This window comes from Nostoc sp. FACHB-280, assembly GCF_014697615.1.
Classification (GTDB): Bacteria; Cyanobacteriota; Cyanobacteriia; order Cyanobacteriales; family Nostocaceae; genus Nostoc_B.
The window spans coordinates 47,321-71,027 of sequence record NZ_JACJSD010000011.1; the positions used below are offsets into that span (position 1 = coordinate 47,321).

Genomic DNA, 23,707 nt, shown 5'->3' on the forward strand with positions numbered 1-23,707 from the left:
TGTATGAGAGAAATTTTACTCACAAATCAACTGTATCAAGAAGTGGTACATCAATGACACTGAATTGGATTGCCCCAGCAGAACGTATACAGAAACTGCCAGCTTATGTATTTGCCCGACTGGATGAACTCAAAGCTAAGGCACGGGAACAAGGATTGGATCTGATTGATTTGGGGATGGGGAACCCGGATGGCCCCACACCCCAACCAGTCGTAGAAGCTGCGATCGCTGCTTTGCAAAATCCTGCCAATCACGGTTATCCGCCCTTTGAAGGAACTGCGAGTTTTCGCCGCGCGATTACCAACTGGTACAATCGCCGCTATGGTGTAGTGCTTGATCCCGATAGCGAAGCCTTACCGCTACTCGGTTCTAAAGAGGGGTTAGGGCATTTGGCAATGGCTTATATTAACCCTGGTGATGTGGTTTTAGTACCTTCACCAGCTTATCCCGCCCATTTTCGCGGGCCTGTAATTGCTGGGGCGCAAGTCCATAACTTGATTCTCAAACCGGAAAATGATTGGTTGATTGATTTAGCCGCAATTCCCGAAGAAGTTGCCCAAAAAGCCAAAATTCTTTATTTCAATTATCCCAGCAATCCCACTGCTGCCACTGCACCGCGAGAATTTTTTGAGGAAATTGTCGCCTTCGCCCGAAAATACGAAATTCTGTTGGTGCATGACTTGTGTTATGCCGAGTTAGCTTTTGATGGTTATCAACCCACCAGTTTGTTAGAAATTCCTGGCGCTAAAGAAATTGGCGTAGAGTTTCATACCTTATCGAAAACTTACAATATGGCTGGTTGGCGGGTAGGTTTTGTTGTCGGCAACAGCCAAATTATCCAAGGTTTACGGACGCTGAAAACCAACTTGGATTACGGGATTTTTGCCGCCTTGCAAACAGCCGCCGAAACCGCCCTACAATTGCCAGATGTCTATTTACACGAAGTCCAACAGCGTTACCGTACCCGCCGCGACTTTTTGATTCAAGGTTTAGGAGAGTTGGGTTGGGATATTCCTAAAACCAAAGCCACCATGTATCTTTGGGTGAAATGTCCTGTGGGTAAAACTTCCACCGATTTTGCCTTGAATGTCTTGCAACAAACAGGCGTGGTGGTGACTCCTGGGAATGCCTTTGGGGTTGCGGGTGAAGGCTATGTGCGGATTAGTTTAATTGCCGATTGCGATCGCTTAGGTGAAGCTTTACACCGCTTTAAACAAGCCGGTATCTCATATCAATCGGAAAAATTAGTTTCTGTGCCACTTTAATAAGTGACATGAGATTTTAACTATTAACTCCCCTACTACACTAGAGTGGGGGTTTAACTTTAAAAATTATTTGATTACTACTGTTTTAATTGGGCAAGTTGGTGAAAAAGATTGTGCTTGGCCAAATGAGATTTATCTTGTGAATTTGCTGTAAAAATTATTGTCTAGGCTGCAATATTGTATTTGCCAAGCTAATTGGTCAATAGCTAAAGTTTTTTCCGACTTTACAATGAGCTAATTGTTGATATTTATAGTTAGAAGCATTTTTTGAGAAATTTTATTTGGTTTTTCATAATATTTTTACAATACAGAAATCTGATCGAGAATTTTATGCTATCTTCCGAATTCGGGACTATCTGCCCGTATCAATTCGCTCATCAGTACTGAAAAGCCAAATTAGATAAACTGCTGAATTTTAGCACAGTTGTTTATATTTACAGCAAAAAATTGCGCTTACTTCAGATATCAAATCACACAGAACAAATTTCAGTAACCAAAGTCTTATATACTAGACATGAATTTAATCGGTTTGAATTTGTCGTTAATTATGATACAAAGACTATTAATCTTGAGATGAAATACTAATCCATCTCAAGGTAAAAAGTATATCCCGGATCATTAAACAACTTTCAACTGCATGTGGTGTAAAAACTCAGAGGGGAGTGACAACATGGATTTACGTGGTGATGCCTTGCAAATCCTCAAAGAAACTAGTCGAACTTTTTATATTCCAATTAGTATTTTACCGTCAGGATTGCAAGAAGCCGTCGCATCAGCATATTTGTGTATGCGTGCCATTGATGAAATTGAAGATCATCCAGACCTGGATAATTCAACAAAGGCACAACTATTACACAATATTAGTTTGACATTACAAGCAGGAGTAGATGGCTTTGCAGTTGACGCTTTTTCCGTAGGGTTTAGCGGCTACGAGGATGTTTTGGCAGAAGTAACTCTGAGAGTCAGAGAATGGTCTTTATTAGCCCCTGAGACTATTGCACCACGGATTTGGGATGCCACCGCAGCAATGGCTGATCGGATGGCTGATTGGGCAGAAAAAAACTGGAAAATTGAAACCGAGTCTGATTTAGATCGTTACACCTTTGGAGTTGCAGGTGCAGTTGGGTTGTTACTTTCAGATTTATGGACTTGGTATGATGGTACGCAAACCAACCGTACTTTAGCAATTGGCTTTGGTCGTGGCTTGCAAGCTGTCAACATCCTCCGCAACCATATTGAAGATATGGGACGTGGTGTCAACTTCTTTCCAGATGGTTGGACAGTCACAGAAATGCAAGAGTATGCCCTACGCAACTTAGCGTTAGCCGATGCTTATACTCAAGCTTTACCTGCTGGCCCAGCTTTAAACTTTTGTCAAATTCCGTTAACTTTGGCACATGGTACGATTGATGCTCTTGCCAATGGTAAGGAGAAACTTAGCCGTAGTGAAGTTATCGCCTTGCTTGAGCAATTAAATGCTGTTAATGCCAAAGCTAGTTAAATAACTTTGTTCAATACGATTGATTAAGTAAGTTCAAGTTTAATAGTGCCGATTTTTAGACTGTGGTGTATTTTGGTTATTAACCCAAATTTTTAACTACGTCGTAAATCTCAAAAGCAAGTAACCATACAATACAGACGTGATTATTCGCGTCTGTATTTTAAATTAAAGGTTAAGGTGCAGAAAAGGCGTACTTTTTTAAATCTTCTAACGAACAAACTTCCAAGGCTCTAGCGTGGGTGGCTTCAAGAACGACAGGGGGCGCGTAACCCGCCTCCATTGCTTCTTGCCAACGGGCTGCACACAAACACCAGCGATCGCCAGGGCGTAATCCGGGAAAATTATATTCAGGAAATGCTGTACTCAAATCATTACCCCGCGATTTGGTAAACTCCAAAAATTCGGCTGTCACCTGGGCGCAAACAACGTGCATTCCAAAATCTTGCCCACCAGTGCTACAGTACCCATCACGGTAATAACCTGTCATCGGTGAAGTACAACAAACTTCTAAATCTGTGCCGAGTACATTTTTAGCTTCTGCCATATCTATATTTATTACGGTTTAATTAAAGACACTTCAGACTGGCGATATTTAGTAATTAACCTACGTCTTTTTAAGGGTGAAAAAAGCAGCATAGAAAGTGCGGGTAAACTGGTTCCTGTTAGTGCTAACAAAATAAATGGATTTAGAAAGCTTGCTATTATCCCAGTTCCTACACTAGCTCCAAATCCTAATGTTAATAGTATTAGTACGGTTGTAAATGAGTCTTCAGCCAAATTGATAACCCAATCCACAGCCGAAATCACATAGCAACCCACATAGACACCCACATACAAACCCACATAGATACCCCCACCCCCAGCCAAACCCCCAGCCATAAACGCCCCAGCCACAGCCAAACCCCCAGCCAAACCCCCAGTCACAGCCCCAGCCATAACCGCCCCAGCCATAACCGCCCCAGCCACAGCCACAGCCACAGCCGCACCCACAGCCGCACCCACAGCCTTACTCACAGAGTTTTCTTTCTTTAGTATGAAATAACCGCTCCCAAACCCAAACATAAGTGAGACAATACCGAAAAACAGAATCCACCCGTATCCAAAAGTTTGTAACAACCAACTCCCAACCGCACTTGCAGCATAAGTAATAAACCAAGTCGATGCTAAAGCAGGGTGCGTTGAAGCAAAATGCAACGCACCCTACTGGCGTGACAAGCCTTAAATGTTGCATTATAAATTTCTTGTGGGATGGGCTTCTAGCCCGTCCGGTGCGGGCAGGATGCCCACACCACAAGAGTCATTTTTATGCTCTATTTTAGTCTAGACACGCCACTACTAAAATACTCTTCCCTTTTAAGGCTAACTCTTACCAAACACCGTACTCAGGGAACGGGCGATGTTTTGCGGTTGCATTGCATCCATTGCGGCGGTTGGTTCGTAGCCGCAGTGAACCATACAATCAGCGCATTGGGGATTACCACTAGCGCGGCCGTATTTACTCCAATCTGTTTTGTCTAGCAATTCTTTGAAGCTGGTGTAATGTCCTTCATTCAACAAATAACAGGGTTTTTGCCAGCCAAGAACGCTATAACTAGGACTTCCCCAAGGTGTACATTCGTAGTCTTTTTCACCAATCAGAAAGTCTAGGAACAAGGGATTGTGATTGAAGTTCCAGTTTTTCTTACCTGATGTGTAGGGTGTGAGAATTTCCCGGAAGAGGGCGCGGGTTTGTTCGCGTTTGAGGAAATGGTCTTGATCTGGAGCCCATTCGTAGCTGTAACCAGGGGAAATCATCATCCCATCAACATTCAAGCTTTCGAGAAAATCAAAGAATTCTTGCATTTCTTTGACATTTGCACCTTCAAAGATGGTGGTGTTGGTGGTGACGCGAAAACCTCTGGCTTTAGCTGCACGAATGGCGTTGACAGCAGTATCAAACACGCCTTTGCGATCAACACATTTATCATGCCATTCCCGCATTCCATCTAAGTGGACACTGAAGGTAAAGTAAGGCGAAGGTTGAAACTTATCGAGGCTTTTTTCGAGTAACAAGCCATTGGTACACAAGTAAACATATTTCTTGCGTTCTACTAAGCCTCGGACAATCTCATCAATTTGGGGATGGAGTAGTGGTTCTCCCCCAGGAATAGAAACTACAGGTGCGCCACATTCTTCCACGGCGGCGAAGCACTCTTCTGGTGTGAGATTACGTTTGAGAATTTCCACAGGGTGCTGAATCTTGCCACAACCAGAACAAGCTAAATTACAACGAAATAATGGTTCTAGCATCAATACCAAGGGGAAGCGTTTGCGCCCTAAAAAACGCTGAGTCACCAGATACTTCCCGATATCCATCGCTTGTTGTAAATTAATTCCCACTTTTTTATCACTCCTCTCTTATAAGTAAAAATTGCTGAGTGCTGGGTACTGAGTAAAAATACTAACCTCTAGCCTCTAGCCCCTAGCCTCTTTATCCGACTTCATTTGACATAACCCTCAGCAATAAACCAATCCACAGCATCTTTAAGTGCTGCTTTTAAGGGAGACTGGGGTAGTCCCAACTCACGGACAGCTTTACTCGCGTCATAGTACATGTGTTGTTGAGCCATACGGACACCATCGATCGGTACGGAAGGCGTTTTTCCTAACGGTGCGAGAATTTTCTCATCAATCCAAGCCACACTCAAGGGTATCCAAGCCGGAATGGTGCGTTGGGGTGCTGGTAAATTAGTAATTTCGGAAAGTTGTTCTAGTAATTGCTTGAGGCTGAGGTTTTGGTGTCCTAATATATAGCGATCGCCTGTTTTCCCTTTTTGCAACGCTAGTAAATGTCCCCAAGCCACATCCCGCACATCGATGAAATTTAGCCCAGTGTCTAAATAAACTGGCATTTCTCGCCGCAAAAACCGCAGGATAATATCACCTGTGGGTGTAGGTTTGATATCTAGTGAACCAATGGGTGTACTAGGATTGACAATTACGACATTTTGTCCTCTGGCGGCGGCTTGTTTGGCTTCTTGTTCGGCAAGAAATTTTGACTGTTTGTAACTACCAATCAGTTTTTCTACTGGGCTTTGATAACTTTCATCAACAGGTTTACCGCCAGCCCCTACCCCAATTGCCGATACTGAACTGGTGTAAACAGTGCGTTCAATGTCGGCTTTGCGGGCTGCTTCGAGGATATTCCGCGTACCGATGACGTTGTAACGATACAGTAGTTGTTTATCTACTTGCCACAAAGAATAATGGGCGGCGACATGGAATAAATATTGACAACCCCGCATTTGTTGCCAAATTTCAGGATCTGTCAAATCGCCTTTCACCAGTTCCACATCCAAGCCGCGTAAATTGGCTAAATTGCTACTAGGGCGGACTAAAGCTTTGACTGTGTATCCTTGTTGCAGTAATAACCGCACCAAGTGGGAACCGACAAAACCAGTTCCCCCGGTAACAAAGGCCTGCATTAATTTTTCGCCTCCTGACGAAAGCGCGGAAACCAGTCATCTAAGATGGCGTAAACAACGGGGACAACAATTAAGCTGAGGATAGTTGATGTGACGAGTCCACCAGCAATAGCCACAGCCATAGGCGATCGCAATTCTGAACCAGCACCCAGACCCAAAGCAATGGGTAACATCCCTAATAGTGTGGAAGCAGTGGTCATCATAATTGGTCGCAGACGTACTGGCCCAGCTTTCAAGATGGCTTCTTTGCGGCTTAAACCAGCTTGACGCAGTTGATTAATGTAATCCACCAACACGATCGCATTTTTGTTAGCCAGCCCCAACAAAAATACAAACCCAATTAAGGAAATCATGCCAAAATCACTCTTGGTAAAGAGTAAAGCCAGCATGGCTCCCACAATTGATAAAGGCAAGGAAACACCAATAACTACAGGGTCTATCCAACTGCGGAACAACAAAATCAGTACAGCAATAATGCAAAGTGCCGATAGTACCAAAGTAGAAGCAAAACTGCTAAATACTTCGTTTTGACGGGCAGAATCGCCACCCAAATCTAAAGTTACACCAGCAGGTAAAACTTCTTTGGCCTCTGCAACGATTTTGTCTGTGGCACTACCTAAAGACAAATCCTGGCCTAGATTGGCACTGATATAAGCCACACGCTGATTATTCAGGCGCTCAATTTGAAAAATTCCCCCTTGGTTTTTACTGTCACCTGTTACCGTCACATCCGCAAATCCCGGTATCTTGGCGATACGTTCTTTAATCGCTTGGGCTGCTTTGTTCAGTTCTTGGAGATTTTCGCCGCGTAATGACACTTGTAGAGGTTTTTGCCCACCAGTATCGATAAATTGAATGTCTTCCACGCTGGTAGTTACGCCTGGTAAATTAGGCAACTGAGCGCGTATCTGGTCTTGTACTTCCGCCGTCTTTAGTTCTCTGTCTTCTTTCAGCTTGACGTAAAGCGTACCTTTATTGGGTTCACCTTCGCGGGAACCGACAGTAGCAAATACTGTTTCCACGGCTGGGGATTTTCTCACCACCGCTTCTAGTTTCTTGGCAACTTCCAGAGAATCATTGAGCGGGTTGGGAAGAGAAATTGGGGGTTGAGATGACAAAGGAATCCCGGCTTGTGCTGCCTGTGCTGCCTGTTTTTGCAAAGCGGCAATATCAGGTATTTGTGGTAAGGGAGCCGTATATGTAATATTAAATTCGCCCCGGTCTAGTTTTGGGATAAAGCCTTTGGGGATGAATGGCACTAGGGCAATACCCGCAACAAAGCTGAGAATAGCTAATAAAACCACTGTTTTACGGTGATTTAACGACCAATAAAGCAATTTCCGGTAAGCTTGGGCAAAGCCTGACCATAGCTTTCCTTCCTTTCGGGGGGAATTTGTAGAGATTGGTTTGAGCCAGTAAGTAGCCAAAACTGGTGACAGTGTCCGAGCTACTAAGGTAGAAGCAATATAAGAAGCGGAAACTGTAATCCCAAAGGGCTTGAAGAACTGCCCAACGACACCACCCATCAAACCAATTGGTAAAAACACTGCCACGGCTGTAGCTGTGGTGGCGACAACGGTTAACCCAATTTCACTGGTGGCTGAGAAGGCAGCTTGACGAGGGCTTTCTCCTTCTTCAATATGCCGCATAATATTTTCGACATCGATGATGGCATCATCAATCACGCTACCAATGACTAATGCCAAAGCTAACAATGTAATGGTTTCTAAGTTGAAACCGAAAATTGCCATGACAATAAATGTTGCCAACAAAGAAGTCGGAATCGCCAGTGCCGAAATTAATGTGGCTCGCCAACTCCACAAGAAAGGAAAGATCACAACAATAGCCAATACTATGGCTTCAATCAGCGCGTCAATGGTTGACTTGGTGGCATTGCGAATATACTCGGCTTGGGTAGCAGCTAAGGTTAGTTTGACATCCTTGAGGTTAGTTCTCAGCTTTTGAACTTCTTTTTCTACCCGACTCACAACCTCTAAGGTGTTGGCGTTACCCCGTTTGATGACTTGAAAAGCCAGTGCATCTTGCCCATTAAACCGAACTAATGTGGCTCCACCTTGGGGAAGTGCCGCAGCTGCATTTTGGGCGCTTGGTAATGCGGGTGTAGGGCTAGGCTCTCCCAACAAATTGACTTTCAAGACTCCCGGTACTTTGGTAATAACTGGGATAATTTTGTCTTGTGCTACTTTGGTCAATTCTGTGAGGTTCTGCGAAGCACTCTCTATGGTATAGCTAACGGCGGCTGATTCGTTTAAGTTCAGGGGAATAATTTTGTAATTTGCCCCTTGTGGCAAACTTAACTGTTTCAGGGCAGCTTCTACATTGTTGGTGGATTTTTCTAAATCAGTACCAACTGCAAAAGCTAAACTAACTGCCGTTTGACCAGGATAAGCAGATGAACGCAGATCATCTAGTCCTTCTACAGAGCGGAGGCGCTCTTCGATTGGTTTTGTGAGCTTGGCTTCTGTATCAATTGCTGTTGTTAGTGGTGCTGTGGCGTTAACTACCACCACCGGGAAAGTAATATCTGGAAACAAAGCATACTTGAGGGAACTGAACGCCAAAAGCCCAGCTACCGTTACAGCAATCCAGAAACTCACTGTCAACCACGAGAAGTCAATGGCCAATTTGGAGATATTGAAGCGTTCTCGTGCAGATTTTGCGCTACTAACCTTTACCATCTTGGAAAATTTTGCTGGTGTCCCAATTAATTGTCATGCTACATTAATCGTCTAAAGTTTGGGTGGTTTAGTTTCCTTTGGTGGGCAATTTTACTTAATGGGTTTCTTAAAAAAGCATAAAGGATAAACGGTCAAAAAATTTCTTCTACTTAAACACTTAATAATTAATACTGGGCAATCAGCACTAGGTAATCAGTAATGTATTACTCTATGCTGAGAAATAACTTGTGTTACTCACTACATAGTCCTGGTTCTAACGGCAATTTTAAGCACACATAAATTTAATTATGAAGATTGGTTCTGTTGACCATAGGGAATTATTCTGTCGTAGTTTTATGGAGAGTTACAGGGAATATGAGCCTGAGCATCTCCCTTGGCCTGATTTGGATAATGCAGCTTTGGAACTTTTGCGAAGCATCCCTTTTTGGGGTCAGGCTTTGAATAAAGAGCGTCAAGCGGGTGTTATTGTCAGTGAATATGCCAAAACTTTAGACAGTGGCATTTTACAAGATGCGATCGCTCTCCAAGGTGAAGAAGAATCTCGTCACGCTCGGTTGCTGAAAGTGTTTATTGAGCGTTGTGACATTCCTATGCCTGCTTGTCCACCCATAGAAATTCCCGCCAACCTTGAACAGACATTCATTGAATTTGGTTTTGAAGAATGTCTCGATTCTTTTTTCGCCTTTGGCTTATTTGAAATTGCGCGAGAAGCCAGAGTTTTTCCTGAGCAAATCTTCACAATCTTTGACTCAATTGTTGATGAAGAAGTACGGCATATTGTATTTTTTGTCAACTGGTTCACTGATTTACAAATTCAACGTGGTGATGGATTTTTACCCCTGCGGAGTGCTAAAACTCTCTGGTATTACGGCAGAGCCTTGAGCAGTGTGGTTAAAGCCATTGGTGAATCTGATCCCAATGGTGCAGGTTTTACTGCTAGTGGAGCCAGTGTGTTTAGTCAAGATTTAACACTTGAAAAATTTCTCAAAGTGTGCATCCAAGAAAATCAACGGCGAATGAGTAAGTTTGACTCGCGGATATTGCAACCACAACTGCTACCTCGACTCGCTTCCACAGCTTGGAATACTCTCCAGTTACTACCGAAACGGAAAGCGTTTGGGGAGGGGGTAAGGGTGTAGGGGGGTTACTTCGACTTCGCTCAGTAACCAGGGTTTAGGGGTGCAAGGGTGTTACTTCGACCCTTCTCCTACCGGAGACGCTACGCGAACGACAGGCTCAGGGCGGCGCTACGCTCAGTAACCAGGGTGTAGGGGGAAGAAGTGGCTGCAAGGCTGAAACATTCACCAGCACGGAACTGATAATTCTCCCTTGTCCCCTTGTCTCCCTTGTCCCCCTTGTCCCCCTTCGCAAAATAATTCTCCACACAAATTATTAATAATGAACACTGTGATTTTAGTGCCGCAGGGTGCAGAGTATAAAGCTGTGTGTCGTGGCTTGCGTCAAAGTCAAAGGTCAACACCAACGGTTTTGGCGATACCAGTGGGAATGCAGCCGTTGACGAAATACTTGCAACAATTGGACAAACAGCATTCGCCAGCCAAGGTAATAGTGATGGGTTTGTGTGGGAGCTTGCGCCAGAATTACGCTGTTGGGGATGTTGTGTTGTATCAAAATTGCACTTATCAAGGACTTGTGCAAGAATGCGATCGCACCTTGATGACTCAGTTATCTGCTGTACTACCAAAAGTCTCAGTGGTGAAAGGCTTGACAAGCGATCGCGTCATCTGGTCTGCTACAGAAAAATTCTCCTTAGCGGCAAAATCTAACTGTGATGTTGTTGATATGGAAAGCTTTGCCGCTTTACAGTTTTTTCAAGTGATGGGAATTGAAGTCACTGTCTTGCGTGTGGTCAGTGATGACAGTTTACATGATATTCCTGACCTTTCCGATGCTATTAGTACCGATGGTTCATTGCAAACTTTACCTTTAGCATGGGGTTTAATCAGTCAACCCATCGCAGCGACTCGGCTAATTCGTGGTTCTTTACAAGGTTTAAAGGTACTGGAAAAAGTCACTCAAGCACTGTTAAATGCAACCTGATAAATACCTAAAATTTTTAACCAATAATTTACGATTTCCATACACGAGGTTGTGATAGTTTTATTTTACGTGAACAACCAGATCCCCGACTTCTTGAAGAAATCGGGGATCTGATTCAGTACAATTTTTCAAGTTAAATAGGCTATGTATTATTAATTTTTCAGAGAATATTAATTAGTATTAAGACTTTGCTGTAGCTAAAAAAGTAAAGCTATCAAGTAACAAAATCTGATTTATTTAACAAGTATAGAAGCTATGTTTATTAGTTGAAATTTAAGCGATCTAGTTAACCAAAGCATAATATAAATTAATTTCTTTTTGATTATCTTGATCACAGTCAATATTTAAGTTTTTCCCAATATCAAATCAAGTTTAAGTATGACCTATATTAAAAGCGCCTTTCAAGAGTTTATTGCTGATTTAGCAGGATTTGAGCAATTACCTGCCGAAGTGATTGTGAGTATTGCGGAAAAATTAGAAGCTTGGCGCTATCGTATTGGGCAGAAAATTATAGGTAACGAAACAGTACCACAAAAAGTCATATTTTTGTATGAAGGGCAAGTACGGCTGTTGGGATATGAACCGCAAACCCAAACAGCTATCACATTAAAATTGCTCAAACCGGGTGCAGCTATTGGGGAAATTAGTTTTTTGCGTCAGGTTCCCTGTGAAGTGGCGATCGCTTCCACGGAAGTGATATGTTTAGCTTTAAATATTGAAGAATATTCGCGCCTCATAACAGAATATCCAGAATTTGCCTACACGCGGCAAAACCACAGCCATATTTCCGAAGTTTTCAGTGTTTTGGGTGTACAAGTCGCCAAACAAGCCAATTCTGTCACGAATTTTCTGGAATTATCTGAACAAGCTTTACTCAACACTCAAATACAATACTTATCACCCGGCAAAAAATCATCTAACCAGCTAGATATTGATAGCATTTGGTTTGTGAGTGGGGGTGAAGTTAAGAATTTTCCTCCAGGTTCTCGCCTAGACTTAAATGCAGCCACAATAGAAGTTACTGGGAGAAATCCTGCAAGGTTAATTGGTTTTGCACCAGGAGATTTATCATTTTTAGATAACTATTCTCAGGCTGAGGAAGAGTCTATTTATGATACACAAACAGACATTACAGATGAGTTAGATATTCCCTACGCACCGGAAGAAATTACGGCGGTAGACTATCCAGCACCAAAAAAACAAAAGCACCTGAAATACCCCTTTGTTCGTGGTAGCGGAGAAGTCAACGCCACCTTTGCTTGTTTTCAAATGCTGTCCAAGCATTTACAAATTCCCATACGTCGAGAAGTTGTACGGCGCATTTTATCGGAACAAATTAAACGCCAAGGTAGTATATCTTTCCCGGCTTGTGCATATATAGCAGAATTAATTGGTTTAAAAGCACAGTTAGTAGATTTACCCGCATCGACAATTGAACGTCTCCCCACACCAGCACTCATTCGTTATCGCAACAATTTTGCGGTGTTGTATTCAGCAGATGCACATCATGTTGTTGTGGGTGTGCCATCCCAAGGTATAGTACGCTGTAAACCAAAAGAATTACTGGCAAATTTAGAACTCGAAGACGGTAATTACCAGCCACAAATGCGGGTGTTACTGCTAAGTGCTACCAAAGAAACGCCACAAGAAAGATTTGGTGTATCGTGGTTTTTACCTTATTTGTCGCGCTACCGTCGAGTGCTAATCGAAGTATTTATTGCTTCGTTTTTTGTCCAGTTAGCGCAACTAGCAAATCCCCTGGTAATTCAGTTAATTATCGACAAGGTAATTGTCCAAAACAGTATTAGTACTTTGAATGTTCTGGGTGCGTTACTGTTAGTAGTGGGACTGTTTGAAGCGGTAATTGGGACTTTGCGGACTTATTTATTTGTGGATACAACCAACCGCATTGATATGGGTTTGGGTTCACAAATTATTGACCACTTATTAAGACTACCACTGCGCTATTTTGAACGCCGTCCCGTCGGTGAATTGTCAACCAGAATCAACGAGTTAGAAAATATTCGTCAGTTTCTCACCGGGACAGCCTTAACTGTCGGGTTAGATGCCTTATTTTCTGTAGTTTACATTGTGGTGATGCTGTTTTACAGTTGGCAGCTAACTTTAGTTGGTTTAGGAACAATTCCCATATTTGTGGTAATTACTTTAATTGCTTCACCCACAATTAGTAAACAGTTACGCAACAAAGCCGAACGCAACTCCGAAACTCAGTCTTATTTAGTTGAGGTGATGTCTGGTATTCAAACAGTGAAAGCGCAAAATATCGAATTGCGATCGCGCTTTTCCTGGCAAGAGCGTTATGCTCGTTATGTAGGCGCAGGATTTAAAACTGTTGTTACTTCCACCTTGGCTAATTCTACTAGTAATTTTCTCAATAAACTCAGTAGTTTATTAGTTTTATGGGTGGGTGCTTATTTAGTTTTACAAGGTGAACTGACTTTAGGTGAATTAATTGCGTTTCGGATTATTTCTGGTTATGTTACCAGCCCAATTTTACGTTTAGCCCAACTCTGGCAAAACTTCCAAGAAACTGCCTTATCTTTAGAACGATTAAGTGATATTGTTGATACCCCAGAAGAAGGGGAAGCAGACAGAGGTAACATTCCCTTACCAGCCATTGAAGGCGCAGTGAAATTTGATAATGTTTCCTTCCGCTTTAACCCCAATGGCCCCTTACAACTAACTAATATCAACCTGGAATTTACCACCGGACAATTTATTGGTATCGTCGGGCAGAGTGGCTCTGGCAAAAGTACAATGATGAAATTACTGCTGCGATTGTATGATGTGGAATCCGGCAGAATTTTAATTGATGGTTATGATATTGCCAAAGTCGAACTTTACTCTTTAAGAAGACAAATAGGTGTCGTTCCCCAAGAAACATTATTGTTTGATGGGACAGTACAAGAAAATATTGCTTTAACTAACCCAGAAGCAACCACCGAAGAAATTATTGAAGCCGCCCGTGTGGCTTGCGCCCATGAATTTATTATGGGCTTACCCAACGGTTACAATACCCGTGTTGGTGAAAGAGGTGCGGGACTTTCTGGGGGACAAAGACAAAGAATTGCGATCGCTCGTTCTGTACTTCAAAGACCAAAACTGCTAGTCTTAGATGAGGCTACCAGTGCCTTAGATTACCCTACAGAACGCCAAGTTTGTTTAAACTTAGCCAAAGCCTTTCAAGGTAGTACAGTATTTTTCATTACCCACCGCCTAAACACCGTCAGCCATGCAGATACTATCGTTGTCATGGACGCAAGCCGAGTCATAGAACAAGGAAGTCATCAAGATTTAATGGCTGCTAAAGGTCATTATTCTTATTTGTATCAACAGCAAGAAGTTAATTTGTAATTAGTCAAGGGTTAATCACTCATTATTCCTCAACGGTAAAACTGCTATGACTCAAATAAATGGTAATCGTCTCAATGGCAATAATGGTAACGGTAAACATCATCCCGAAACTCCTAACGAATCACCTGTATTAACATCTGTAAAGAAAGTTTCCCAACAGCCTTTAATTAATCAAAGATTTGATAACTTTGAACAATCGGTTGTTTTACGCCAGTCTCCAGTTTGGTCACGCACAATTATGTTGACCTTGATAGCATTAGCTGGATTTGGTATTGCTTGGGCTTGTATTGCCAAAATTGAACAAGTTGTACCTGCGACTGGACAATTAAAACCTCAAGGAACAGTCAAAGAAGTGCAAGCACCAGTCAATGGTGTCGTCAAAGCAATTTATGTAAAAGATGGGCAGAAAGTCAACCAAGGAGATTTATTACTCACCTTTGAAACCGTTGCGACTATAGCCGAATTAAATTCCTTAATTCAAGTACGGAATAGTTTGATTCGAGAAAACCAAATTTATCGCCGCTTGATGAATTCTAGTTATACTGTTGGTTCAGAATTAGAATTTTTACGTAGTAGATTACCAACAGATGCCGTATTTTTGTTGAAAAGTCGCGCCGCCTTAGTTGCTGAAAATGAATTGTTACGCAAAGAACTAAGAAATTCCTCATCTACTCAAGGGCTGGGCGTAGACGAACAACAACGTCTACAAGTGTCTAAACTAGAATTAGCTACCCGCGCTAATGCAGCACAATTAGAAATTGAAAAAACCAAAAAACAACTAACCCAAAACCAAGTTAAAATCGCTGATACCCAATCAAGTTTAGCAATTCAACAGCAGATTTTCAGTAGACTGAAAACCTTGGCTGAAGAAGGGGGAATTTCTCAGTTACAATATCTGAATCAACAACAACAAGTCCAAACCCTAGAAGCCGAAGTCGCCCAATTACAAGAAGAAGATAAACGCCTCAAATATGAAATTGAAAAAGGACGGCAAGAACTAACTAATACTGTAGCGGTTTCCGGTAAAAATGTTTTAGAAAAAATCTCAGAAAATAAACAGCGTATCGCAGATATTGATAGCCAATTTATCAAAATTGTCCTAGAAAACGAACAACGTTTAGCAGATATTACCAGTAAACTTTCCCAAGCTCAACTCAATCTCAGATACCAAGAACTCCGCGCACCTGTGAGTGGGACAGTTTTTGATTTACAAGCAAAAAATCCTGGGTTTGTAGCCAATTCAACCCAAAAATTACTGCAAATTGTCCCCAACGATAAGTATATTGCTGACGTATTTATTACTAATCAAGATATTGGTTTTGTCCGGGAAGGAATGAAGGCGGATATCAGAATTGATTCTTTTCCTTTCAGTGAATTTGGTGATATTAAAGGAGAATTAGTTTCGGTTGGTTCTGATGCTTTACCACCAGATGAAACTCATAAATTCTACCGATTCCCTGCCAGAATATCCTTAGATAAGCAAGCACTCGAAATGAATGGGAAACAACTACCCTTGCAGTCTGGGATGTCAATCACAGCTAACATTAAAGTGCGTGAAGAAAGAACAGTCATGAGTTTGTTTACTGAGTTGTTTACCAAGCAAGTGGATAGTTTGAAAGAAGTCCGCTAAATTTGGCGCTTTGAGTTTTGTTACAGCGATCGCATTTACACCAACCTATAACTTTACGGTAAAGTAAAGGCGATCGCATATTTATTTCTACCTACTTGTATGGTTTTTCCTCAACGCATCGAACCAGCACCTGGACAAGAATCAGTATGGGATTATCCCCGTCCCCCGCGCTTAGAACCTGTCAACAAACACATACAGATAATTTTTAATGGCGTAACCATTGCAGACACCCACAACGCCAAACGTGTCTTAGAAACCAGCCATCCACCTTCTTACTACCTTCCCCCTGAAGATATCAAAATGGAATATTTGATATCAGTACCACAATCTAGTTTTTGCGAGTGGAAAGGACGCGCAGGCTATTACACCATTCGCGTTGGTGATAAAGAAGTCCAAAACGCCGCTTGGTATTATCCCAGCCCAACATCAGCGTTTGCATCCATTAAAGACCATGTGGCTTTTTATGCTCATTTAATGGATGCTTGTTATGTAGATGGTGAAAAAGTCCAGCCACAACCAGGAAACTTCTACGGTGGTTGGGTGACTAATAATATTGTCGGGCCATTTAAAGGCAGCCCCGGTACTTGGGGATGGTAAATTGTTAAGTTAAAAAACTCTCTAACCTATCACCTGTAACCTGTCACCTATAACCTACTCAAAACAACAACACCCAAACTACTACTCACTTAGCAATTTCCTCAAATACATCATTCATCTTAGGCTTTAACCGATATACATTCAACTATCAGTTATAACGCCTCAGTTTACCCAGAGGAGGAAATATTAGTGTTCGAGTTGGGTGTTGTCGTTTATGCGAGACAGATTCAAATTAAACAGCGTTTTTACCTCATAACTAACTTGAACATTGGCTGTTGATCTGCCAGGGAAGTTTCTCAACTTCAATTATTAATTTATCACAGCTAAATCTAGAGAATTAACTTTGATACCAAAGTTTACTCTTTGACATTACATTACTTACATAATATGTTGCTAAATGTTAAGCAATCTATCTATCAATTGTTCACGGCTTAAAACTTATGCAGGGTGGCGGCTGCTATTCTGGGTTCGTCCTCAGCCATAAGAATTCAATTTATCCGATGCACCTATTTTCAAACATAACTGACAGAGATGAGTTTCTATAAAGGTGGCAATTTGACAGAATATATACCCAAATTTTTTAAATATCAATCGACTTTTTACCTAAACTCAAGTTTTACTTCAAAAACCCTGAGCTATGATGGAAAAATCTTAGTAACTTATCAAAGTGAAGATTTTACAATTCAAGTTTGGGATATGCAATCTGGACAGCTTATCAATTCTTGGCTAACTGAATCTTCCAAAGCTATTAATTTGACAAAAAGTCTTAATGCTGTAGCAATCACTCCAAATGGAAAAACTCTATTGACTGGTGGAAATATTCTCAAAGCTTGGGATTTAGCAACTGGAAAACAGATTCGTATATTCAGAAGTAGTGGTTGGATATTCTATATAAACATTAGTACTGATAGTCAAATTTTGCTTACTCAAGGAAGTGCTGGTACGATAATTTGGAATTTACAAAGTGGGAAGAAAATCCGCAGATATCTTGGAACATATACTGTAATGTGGGTTATTAGCCCAAATAGTAAAACTGTGGTTGGCGAAGATGGCTTTGATGACAAAATAAAGGTCTGGGATTTAATTACAGGAAAAGAACTACTTATATTAGATAATCATGGTGCGATCGCAGTACGCAAACTTTCCTTTAGTCAAGATGGAAAATTAGTAGCGGGAAGTGGCTATGATGGCATTAAAATTTGGGATTTTGAGACAGGAGAACAAATTCAAAGAGTTGATAAATTTAAAAATGTTCCATTTCATGAGCATCTTGATCATGTCGGGAATTTGATATTCAACTTTAATAATCAAACCTTGTTTAGTTCAGGTAGCGATGGCTTAATTCAAATTTGGGACATAGGTAATGGAAAAAATGTAGGAAAAATCAAGGGCGAAAATGACATTATTGATATAGCAATGAGTAATGATAGTCAAATATTAGTAGGCTTTGGTAGAAATGCTCAAAATCAGCAAACTATTGAGGTATGGAAAACGGACTAATAGTTATTCTCATTCGCTCATACCCAAACATCTAATACAAATTCTGCATGAAGATGCACTGAATTAAAGAACAAACCACATAGACGCGGTAGCGGCTTCCCGCAGGGTAGGCGCAAAGAATACAAAGAAAGAAGAGATATGAAGATTAAACGCAGACTGACATAGAATTGGTATAAACTAGCAATTTAATCAATCCGGCTACTTACTAGCTTTCGGTTCAAAGATTAAATAAGTGCCTCCCAAACCCTCTACAATGGTTCGTGTGTTAGCCTCCAACATTTTTTGATAACTATTGGCATCTCCAATACCATCTGTATAAAGTTCCCTTTCCGAAACTCTGACTTCTGCTGTTTGAGCTATCGATTGAATTAACTGTTTATTAATATTTTTCTCAGCAAAAATAGTTGGGATTTTAGCTTTTTGAATATTTTTAACTAAACTATTTAACTGCCTATCTGTTGGTTGATTTTCAGGATTAATACCAGCCAATACCCCGACTAAAGTCATCCCATAAGCTTTGGCATAATAAGCTAGTGCATTATGACTGATGACTAATTCACGTTTATCACTAGGAATACTAGCAACTCTGGTTTTTATCCAACTATCTAATTGAGTTAATTCACTTTTAATTTGTTTAGTATTTTGATTATAAATTGCCGCATTATTAGGCTCTAGCTTTTTCAGATTATTACTAATGACATCAACCATTTTGATGCCATTTTTCGGATTGTGCCAAATATGGGGGTCTATAACTCTTTTGCCATCTTCAATAAATCTTTGCGGTTTTGGGACTGCTAACTGACTCACAGCTATTTTTGGTGCAGTATTACTACTTGATTTAATAGTTCTGATTAAGCCCGGTTCAAAATTATAGCCATTGTAGAAAATCAGATTAGCTTGGTCGATAGTTTCCTTGTCTGTGGCTTTTGGTTGGTAATTATGAGGGTCTATATCTGGGGGAATTAAACAAGCAAGGTTGACTGTATTTTCAGCAACCTGTTTGATTAAGTCACACAATATACTGGTTGTAGCAACAACTTTGGGTAGATTTTCATCTGCTGTTGTTGTTTGTGTGAAGGTAGTTTTCGTTGCTTGTCTTGTACAACCAACCAAGACAATTAAAACAGTAACACAAGCAGACCGTAACAAAGTATTAAATAGCAACTTATTGAGCATAATCAAGGGCTAGTAGCTTTCCTGAATAAATTTAACAATAATCATTATTCTTAGATAACAGTGAAATATTAAATATTCAGGAATAAGCCATAAACTAAGTAGGCATTGATCAATAAATACTCTGTCTACCTTGTTGTTAAGTAAAAAACAAAATACATAAAGAAAATCTGAGAGTATTTCAGACTTCAGACTTCAGATTTCCTTTGCCCAGATAATTAATTCGCCTTGTTCACCACCTGCTGCAAGAAACTTGCCTTGAGAATGCCAAGCTAAGGTAGAGAACCCGGCGGTAGCACCTGTGAGAATTTGAGATACTTGTGCTGCTTCTGACCACAAACACAATAAACCATCAGCGCCGGCGGAGGCTAATAAGAAGCTGTGGGGTGCAAATGCGATCGCATTAATCACATCCATATGATTAGTTAACACTCGCGCTTCCCAACCTAGAGACTCATCCTCTAACTTTTCCCAAACGACAATACCCTCAACGCTAGAAGAAGCCAGTATAGGCGCACCCAGTTCAGTAGTAGCTTCCGACCATGCCAACTGCCGAATCTTACCAGGAAAGCCACGCATAATCCAGGGGTCGGGGTTGCTCCAGTCCAACACTGTGACGCTGCGATCCATATTACCGGAAGCCAAGTATTTGCTATCAGGCGACCAACCCATAGCTACACTGACAGTTGGCATACTCAGAAAATAAGGTTCTTCATCCCAGTTTTGACTTTCCCAAATCTTGACTCCTTGATAGCCGCTAATTGCTAAATACTGGCCATCACTACGCCAATCTATCCCTAAAACGGAGGAGTTATCAAAATTCAAGGTGACGACTATCTCACCCAAATCGGCATCCCAGACTTGGACGTAACGCCCCAAACTAAAAGCCAGTAAGTTACTAGTATGATTCCAAGCCAACTTATCTACCCAAGCTGGTGCATTTTCTAAGGTGGCGATGAGTTCCTGTTCCCGCCAAATTTTGACTTGTCCATCCTGTCCACCAACGGCTAAAAATTTGCCATCAGCCGAAAAAGCCACACAGTCTACTGATTTACCGCCACCACTTTGCAACTCTATGGCATTGCCATCATTCCATAGCACCACCTCGCCAGCCGCAGATGTCGCCGCGAGAATTTCACCTCCAGGAGACCAAGCTAAGGCTGTGACATAATCTGACAGCATCCCGGAATCATATATAGCAAATTCTGAGGATTGGTTAGTTGTCAAGTTCATTTTTATCTGCGTTTATCCGTGTACCCTTCGGGAAGCCGCGCAAAGCGCGTCTACATCTGCGGTTAATTTTATCTAAATCTAATGCAGAAAATTAGCTGTTTCAATATCAGCCACAGGGTAAGACACAAAGAATTCAAAGAAAAAATGGGGTAGTTCTGAAAAAGAATTACCCCAAATCCAAATTTTAGATGATTACCGCAGTTGATTAAGCAAAGGCGGCAGTTTTCACATCATTATTTGCCAAAATTTCTTGCAATTCTTCAGCATCTACTGTTTCTTTATCAACCAGCATTTGGGCTAACTGATCAAGAATGTGACGGTTGTTGACTAATACTTCTTTGGCGCGGGTGTAGGCTGTATCTACGAGTTTCCGCACTTCTTCGTCAATAGCAGCCGCAGTTTCTTCGGAAAAGTCGCGCTCTGACATGATATCGCGTCCGAGAAACATATTACCTTGTTGACGACCCAGCGCCACAGGCCCCAAGCGATCGCTCATCCCAAAGCGAGTGATCATTTGACGGGCTACTCTTGCTACTTGTTGTAGGTCGTTAGAAGCCCCTGTGGTTACTTCTTCTTCACCAAAGATAATTTCTTCAGCAAGACGACCACCTAATGCCACAGCCATCTGATTTTCCAGATAGGAGCGACTGTATAAACCTGTGTCCATCCGGTCTTCGCTGGGGGTGAACCAAGTTAAACCACCGGCACGACCGCGAGGAATAATACTAATCTTTTGTACTGGGTCATAGTCGGGCATTAATGCACCAACTAAAGCGTGACCAGCTTCGTGATAAGCTACCAAGGTCTTGCGTTTTTCGCTCATTACCCGGTCTTTCTTTTCTGGGCCAGCTAACACGCGATCGATGGCATCATTGATTTCATCCATCGAAATTTCGGTTAAGTTGCGGCGTGCTGCCAAAATTGCCGCTTCGTTGAGCAAGTTAGATAAATCTGCACCTGTGAAACCAGGGGTACGACGCGCGATTTTATCCAAGTCCACATCTTTGGCTAAGGTTTTGCCACGCGCATGAACTTTCAGGATTTCGCTACGTCCGGCGTAGTCGGGACGGTCTACCACAACTTGACGGTCGAAGCGACCAGGACGTAATAAAGCTGCGTCTAATACGTCGGGACGGTTGGTAGCAGCAATGATAATGATACCTGTGTTACCTTCAAAACCATCCATTTCGGTGAGTAACTGGTTGAGGGTTTGTTCCCGTTCATCGTTACCACCGCCTAAACCTGCACCCCGTTGACGACCAACTGCGTCAATTTCATCGATAAAGACGATACAAGGAGCGTTAGATTTAGCTTGTTCAAATAAATCACGGACGCGGGAAGCACCCACACCCACGAACATTTCCACAAATTCGGAACCAGAGATGGAGAAGAAAGGTACACCAGCTTCCCCAGCTACAGCACGAGCCAGTAAGGTTTTACCTGTACCTGGAGGCCCTACTAATAATACTCCTTTAGGAATTTTGGCACCGACTGCGGTAAAGCGATCAGCGTTTTTAAGAAAGTCTACAACTTCATTTAATTCGAGCTTGGCTTGGTCAATACCTGCAACATCACCAAATGTCACCTGAGTTTGAGGTTCCATTTGTACTCTGGCTTTAGATTTACCAAAGTTCATTGCTTGGCTACCGGGGCCACTTTGAGCGCGGCGGAGTAAGAAAAATAAACCAACTAACAGCAGTACAGGGAAAAATAAACTGCTCAGTGCCTTAAACCAAAAGCCTTCGTCGGTTTGAGGCAATACAGAAATATCAACGCCTTTTGAGGTGAGAGTGTTAATCAGGTCGGGGTCGTTGACTAATGTAACTTTAATATTAGTTCCATCCTGAGACTTGACGATCGCTGTAGAACGATCTGCACTCAGCCTAACTTGTGTAACTCTACCTTTTTCAACTTCTTGAATAAATTGACTGTAGCGCCATGTTTGTGTGTTTTGTGGTTGTTTGTCAAAGAATGCTGTTCCCAGCGCAATGACAACAATAAACAGTAGCGCGTACAGCCCCGCATTTCTCCATCTTTTATTCACTGAGGTCTATCTCCTGTATTTTCTGTGCTTTCGCGGAGTGTCTCTGTATGAGAGGGCATTATTAAGAATTATGTTAACTTATTTTAAGGTATCTCAAAATGGTACGGCTGTCATGCTAAAAAGCCTCCTAATTTGTTGAAAATTCGTATGGTAGGGATTATATTGTAGCGACCCTGAAGCTTGCTCAACGGTATGAATGGGGATAATTTGCACCACACTATTAGTGTAGGCGATCGCTTCAAATCCCGTGACTAACTCAGGTGTCCAAGGTTCTTCTCGCACTTGTAGCTGTTGATTTTGCAGCCATTGGATAATTTGCGATCGCCCAATTCCGGGTAAAATCCCTACATATTCGGGCGGTGTCCACCACCTACCATCTTGCCATCCCCAAAGATTGCCAGTGGTGGTTTCTAGCCAATTACCCCCCCCATCAACTAAAATCGCTTCTTGGGCGGCTAAATTCTGCACACTATTTTTCGCTAACCAAGCACCCAAATAATTACCTGTTTTATGAGAAGGCAAGTTGCGGGAAAATTCTGGTTGTGCAATGGCGCATTTCACCCCATGTTGTTGTTTTTCTAATAAATCTGCTGGTAAATTTCTACCAGTTATCCACTCCCTACCATCAGGAAACAAGGTAATTCTGAGAACGGGGAAATGTTGTAAAAGAATTTGTGCGCCTTGATATATGCGCTGCCAATCTGGTTGTTGCCAAGCAAAAACTTGTAAACTGAATTTGAGGCGATCGCAGTGTGACTGCCAGTTGGTTAAACTACTATCGAGGGAATTTTCATAAACCCGCAGCGTAGTAAACACTGTTGCACCATAAAGTAACCCCGGATCGTTAATATCCAATTCCAGGGTTTGGGACTCGATTAATTTGCCGTTATACCAATAAATAGGTTTACCTACCTTCAGATTTTAATACCAATATGACTTAAGTAAACTCTAAGTAGAAGGACTAAATTAAACCTAACTTGAAATTACCGGGTTTCGACACTTCGACAGGCTCAGTGCATCGCTTCGCTCAACCCTCTTCTCGCTGGCTTATTGAGCATTGAGCGTTCGCGTAGCATCTCCCTTGGGGAGAAGTCGAAATGCGTCTTCTAAATAATTGTGTCCACTTAACTTGAAAACACTTTGTTTCGCGCATAGACGCGGTAGC

17 protein-coding genes are annotated in these 23,707 nt (G+C 41.9%); 8 read left to right on the forward strand and 9 right to left on the reverse strand.

Features of this window, described 5'->3' with window-relative positions:
• Nucleotides 1–53 precede the first annotated feature (53 nt).
• Together H6G75_RS10445 and H6G75_RS10450 are read left to right on the forward strand one after the other, a co-directional pair.
• On the forward strand, nucleotides 54–1,265 hold the full coding sequence (locus H6G75_RS10445) for an aspartate aminotransferase (RefSeq protein ID WP_190979876.1): 1,212 nt from the start codon (nucleotides 54–56) through the stop codon (nucleotides 1,263–1,265).
• A gap of 670 nt (nucleotides 1,266–1,935) precedes the next feature.
• Nucleotides 1,936–2,766, forward strand: coding sequence for a squalene/phytoene synthase family protein (locus tag H6G75_RS10450; protein WP_190979877.1), 831 nt, complete (start codon nucleotides 1,936–1,938; stop codon nucleotides 2,764–2,766).
• Nucleotides 2,767–2,938: 172 nt separating this feature from the next.
• On the opposite strand, the gene H6G75_RS10455 is transcribed toward H6G75_RS10450, so the two are convergent.
• From H6G75_RS10455 to H6G75_RS10475, 5 genes are all read right to left on the reverse strand, one after another.
• Nucleotides 2,939–3,310 carry a DUF2237 family protein gene (locus H6G75_RS10455; RefSeq protein ID WP_190979878.1) on the reverse strand — a complete coding sequence of 124 codons (372 nt, stop codon included), beginning with the start codon at nucleotides 3,308–3,310 and terminating at the stop codon, nucleotides 2,939–2,941.
• A gap of 11 nt (nucleotides 3,311–3,321) precedes the next feature.
• Complete coding sequence (locus tag H6G75_RS10460) at nucleotides 3,322–3,780, reverse strand: hypothetical protein (RefSeq protein ID WP_190979879.1); 459 nt, start codon at nucleotides 3,778–3,780, stop codon at nucleotides 3,322–3,324.
• A 345-nt stretch (nucleotides 3,781–4,125) separates the two neighbouring features.
• On the reverse strand, nucleotides 4,126–5,145 hold the full coding sequence (gene hpnH, locus H6G75_RS10465; protein ID WP_190979880.1) for an adenosyl-hopene transferase HpnH: 1,020 nt from the start codon (nucleotides 5,143–5,145) through the stop codon (nucleotides 4,126–4,128).
• Nucleotides 5,146–5,246: 101 nt separating this feature from the next.
• On the reverse strand, nucleotides 5,247–6,230 hold the full coding sequence (gene hpnA / locus H6G75_RS10470; protein ID WP_190979881.1) for a hopanoid-associated sugar epimerase: 984 nt from the start codon (nucleotides 6,228–6,230) through the stop codon (nucleotides 5,247–5,249).
• Nucleotides 6,230–8,929, reverse strand: coding sequence for an efflux RND transporter permease subunit (locus tag H6G75_RS10475; protein WP_190979882.1), 2,700 nt, complete (start codon nucleotides 8,927–8,929; stop codon nucleotides 6,230–6,232). The genes hpnA and H6G75_RS10475 overlap by 1 nt, the downstream gene beginning before the upstream one ends.
• A gap of 287 nt (nucleotides 8,930–9,216) precedes the next feature.
• Here H6G75_RS10475 and H6G75_RS10480 point away from each other — a divergent pair, with 287 nt between their 5' ends.
• The 6 genes from H6G75_RS10480 (at nucleotide 9,217) to H6G75_RS10505 (ending at nucleotide 18,092) form a co-directional block, all read left to right on the forward strand.
• Nucleotides 9,217–10,068, forward strand: a complete 852-nt coding sequence (locus H6G75_RS10480) for a ferritin-like domain-containing protein (protein ID WP_190979883.1) — start codon at nucleotides 9,217–9,219, stop codon at nucleotides 10,066–10,068.
• 259 nt (nucleotides 10,069–10,327) lie between these two features.
• Entirely contained in the window at nucleotides 10,328–10,990 is a 663-nt protein-coding gene (locus H6G75_RS10485) for a phosphorylase (RefSeq protein ID WP_190979884.1), read from the forward strand.
• A 378-nt stretch (nucleotides 10,991–11,368) separates the two neighbouring features.
• A complete protein-coding gene (locus H6G75_RS10490; protein ID WP_190979885.1) occupies nucleotides 11,369–14,365 on the forward strand; it encodes a peptidase domain-containing ABC transporter in 2,997 nt (998 codons plus the stop codon).
• A 46-nt stretch (nucleotides 14,366–14,411) separates the two neighbouring features.
• Nucleotides 14,412–15,995: an HlyD family efflux transporter periplasmic adaptor subunit gene (locus H6G75_RS10495; protein ID WP_190979886.1), complete on the forward strand. Its 1,584-nt coding sequence runs from the start codon at nucleotides 14,412–14,414 to the stop codon at nucleotides 15,993–15,995.
• 99 nt (nucleotides 15,996–16,094) lie between these two features.
• Complete coding sequence (locus tag H6G75_RS10500) at nucleotides 16,095–16,592, forward strand: DUF427 domain-containing protein (RefSeq protein ID WP_190979887.1); 498 nt, start codon at nucleotides 16,095–16,097, stop codon at nucleotides 16,590–16,592.
• A gap of 555 nt (nucleotides 16,593–17,147) precedes the next feature.
• Nucleotides 17,148–18,092: a WD40 repeat domain-containing protein gene (locus H6G75_RS10505; protein WP_206757370.1), complete on the forward strand. Its 945-nt coding sequence runs from the start codon at nucleotides 17,148–17,150 to the stop codon at nucleotides 18,090–18,092.
• Nucleotides 18,093–18,290: 198 nt separating this feature from the next.
• Here the strand turns inward: H6G75_RS10505 and H6G75_RS10510 are convergent, their stop codons facing one another.
• From H6G75_RS10510 to H6G75_RS10525, 4 genes are all read right to left on the reverse strand, one after another.
• Nucleotides 18,291–19,268 (reverse strand): metal ABC transporter solute-binding protein, Zn/Mn family, encoded by a 978-nt coding sequence (locus H6G75_RS10510; RefSeq protein WP_190979889.1) that lies wholly within the window; start codon nucleotides 19,266–19,268, stop codon nucleotides 18,291–18,293.
• 192 nt (nucleotides 19,269–19,460) lie between these two features.
• Nucleotides 19,461–20,498: a WD40 repeat domain-containing protein gene (locus tag H6G75_RS10515; RefSeq protein WP_190979890.1), complete on the reverse strand. Its 1,038-nt coding sequence runs from the start codon at nucleotides 20,496–20,498 to the stop codon at nucleotides 19,461–19,463.
• Nucleotides 20,499–20,703: 205 nt separating this feature from the next.
• Nucleotides 20,704–22,542, reverse strand: a complete 1,839-nt coding sequence (ftsH3, locus tag H6G75_RS10520) for an ATP-dependent zinc metalloprotease FtsH3 (RefSeq protein WP_190979891.1) — start codon at nucleotides 22,540–22,542, stop codon at nucleotides 20,704–20,706.
• 93 nt (nucleotides 22,543–22,635) lie between these two features.
• Entirely contained in the window at nucleotides 22,636–23,442 is an 807-nt protein-coding gene (locus tag H6G75_RS10525) for an aminotransferase class IV (protein WP_190979981.1), read from the reverse strand.
• Nucleotides 23,443–23,707 lie beyond the last annotated feature (265 nt).

Bases quoted from the DNA above. Each gene is read 5' to 3' on its own strand.
- H6G75_RS10500 (WP_190979887.1), top strand. From the start codon at position 16,095: ATGGTTTTTCCTCAACGCATCGAACCAGCACCTGGACAAGAATCAGTA.
- hpnA (WP_190979881.1), bottom strand. From the start codon at position 6,230: ATGCAGGCCTTTGTTACCGGGGGAACTGGTTTTGTCGGTTCCCACTTG.
- H6G75_RS10480 (WP_190979883.1), top strand. From the start codon at position 9,217: ATGAAGATTGGTTCTGTTGACCATAGGGAATTATTCTGTCGTAGTTTT.
- H6G75_RS10455 (WP_190979878.1), bottom strand. From the start codon at position 3,310: ATGGCAGAAGCTAAAAATGTACTCGGCACAGATTTAGAAGTTTGTTGT.
- H6G75_RS10510 (WP_190979889.1), bottom strand. From the start codon at position 19,268: ATGCTCAATAAGTTGCTATTTAATACTTTGTTACGGTCTGCTTGTGTT.
- H6G75_RS10490 (WP_190979885.1), top strand. From the start codon at position 11,369: ATGACCTATATTAAAAGCGCCTTTCAAGAGTTTATTGCTGATTTAGCA.
- H6G75_RS10515 (WP_190979890.1), bottom strand. From the start codon at position 20,498: ATGAACTTGACAACTAACCAATCCTCAGAATTTGCTATATATGATTCC.
- H6G75_RS10485 (WP_190979884.1), top strand. From the start codon at position 10,328: ATGAACACTGTGATTTTAGTGCCGCAGGGTGCAGAGTATAAAGCTGTG.
- H6G75_RS10475 (WP_190979882.1), bottom strand. From the start codon at position 8,929: ATGGTAAAGGTTAGTAGCGCAAAATCTGCACGAGAACGCTTCAATATC.
- H6G75_RS10495 (WP_190979886.1), top strand. From the start codon at position 14,412: ATGACTCAAATAAATGGTAATCGTCTCAATGGCAATAATGGTAACGGT.
- H6G75_RS10450 (WP_190979877.1), top strand. From the start codon at position 1,936: ATGGATTTACGTGGTGATGCCTTGCAAATCCTCAAAGAAACTAGTCGA.
- H6G75_RS10445 (WP_190979876.1), top strand. From the start codon at position 54: ATGACACTGAATTGGATTGCCCCAGCAGAACGTATACAGAAACTGCCA.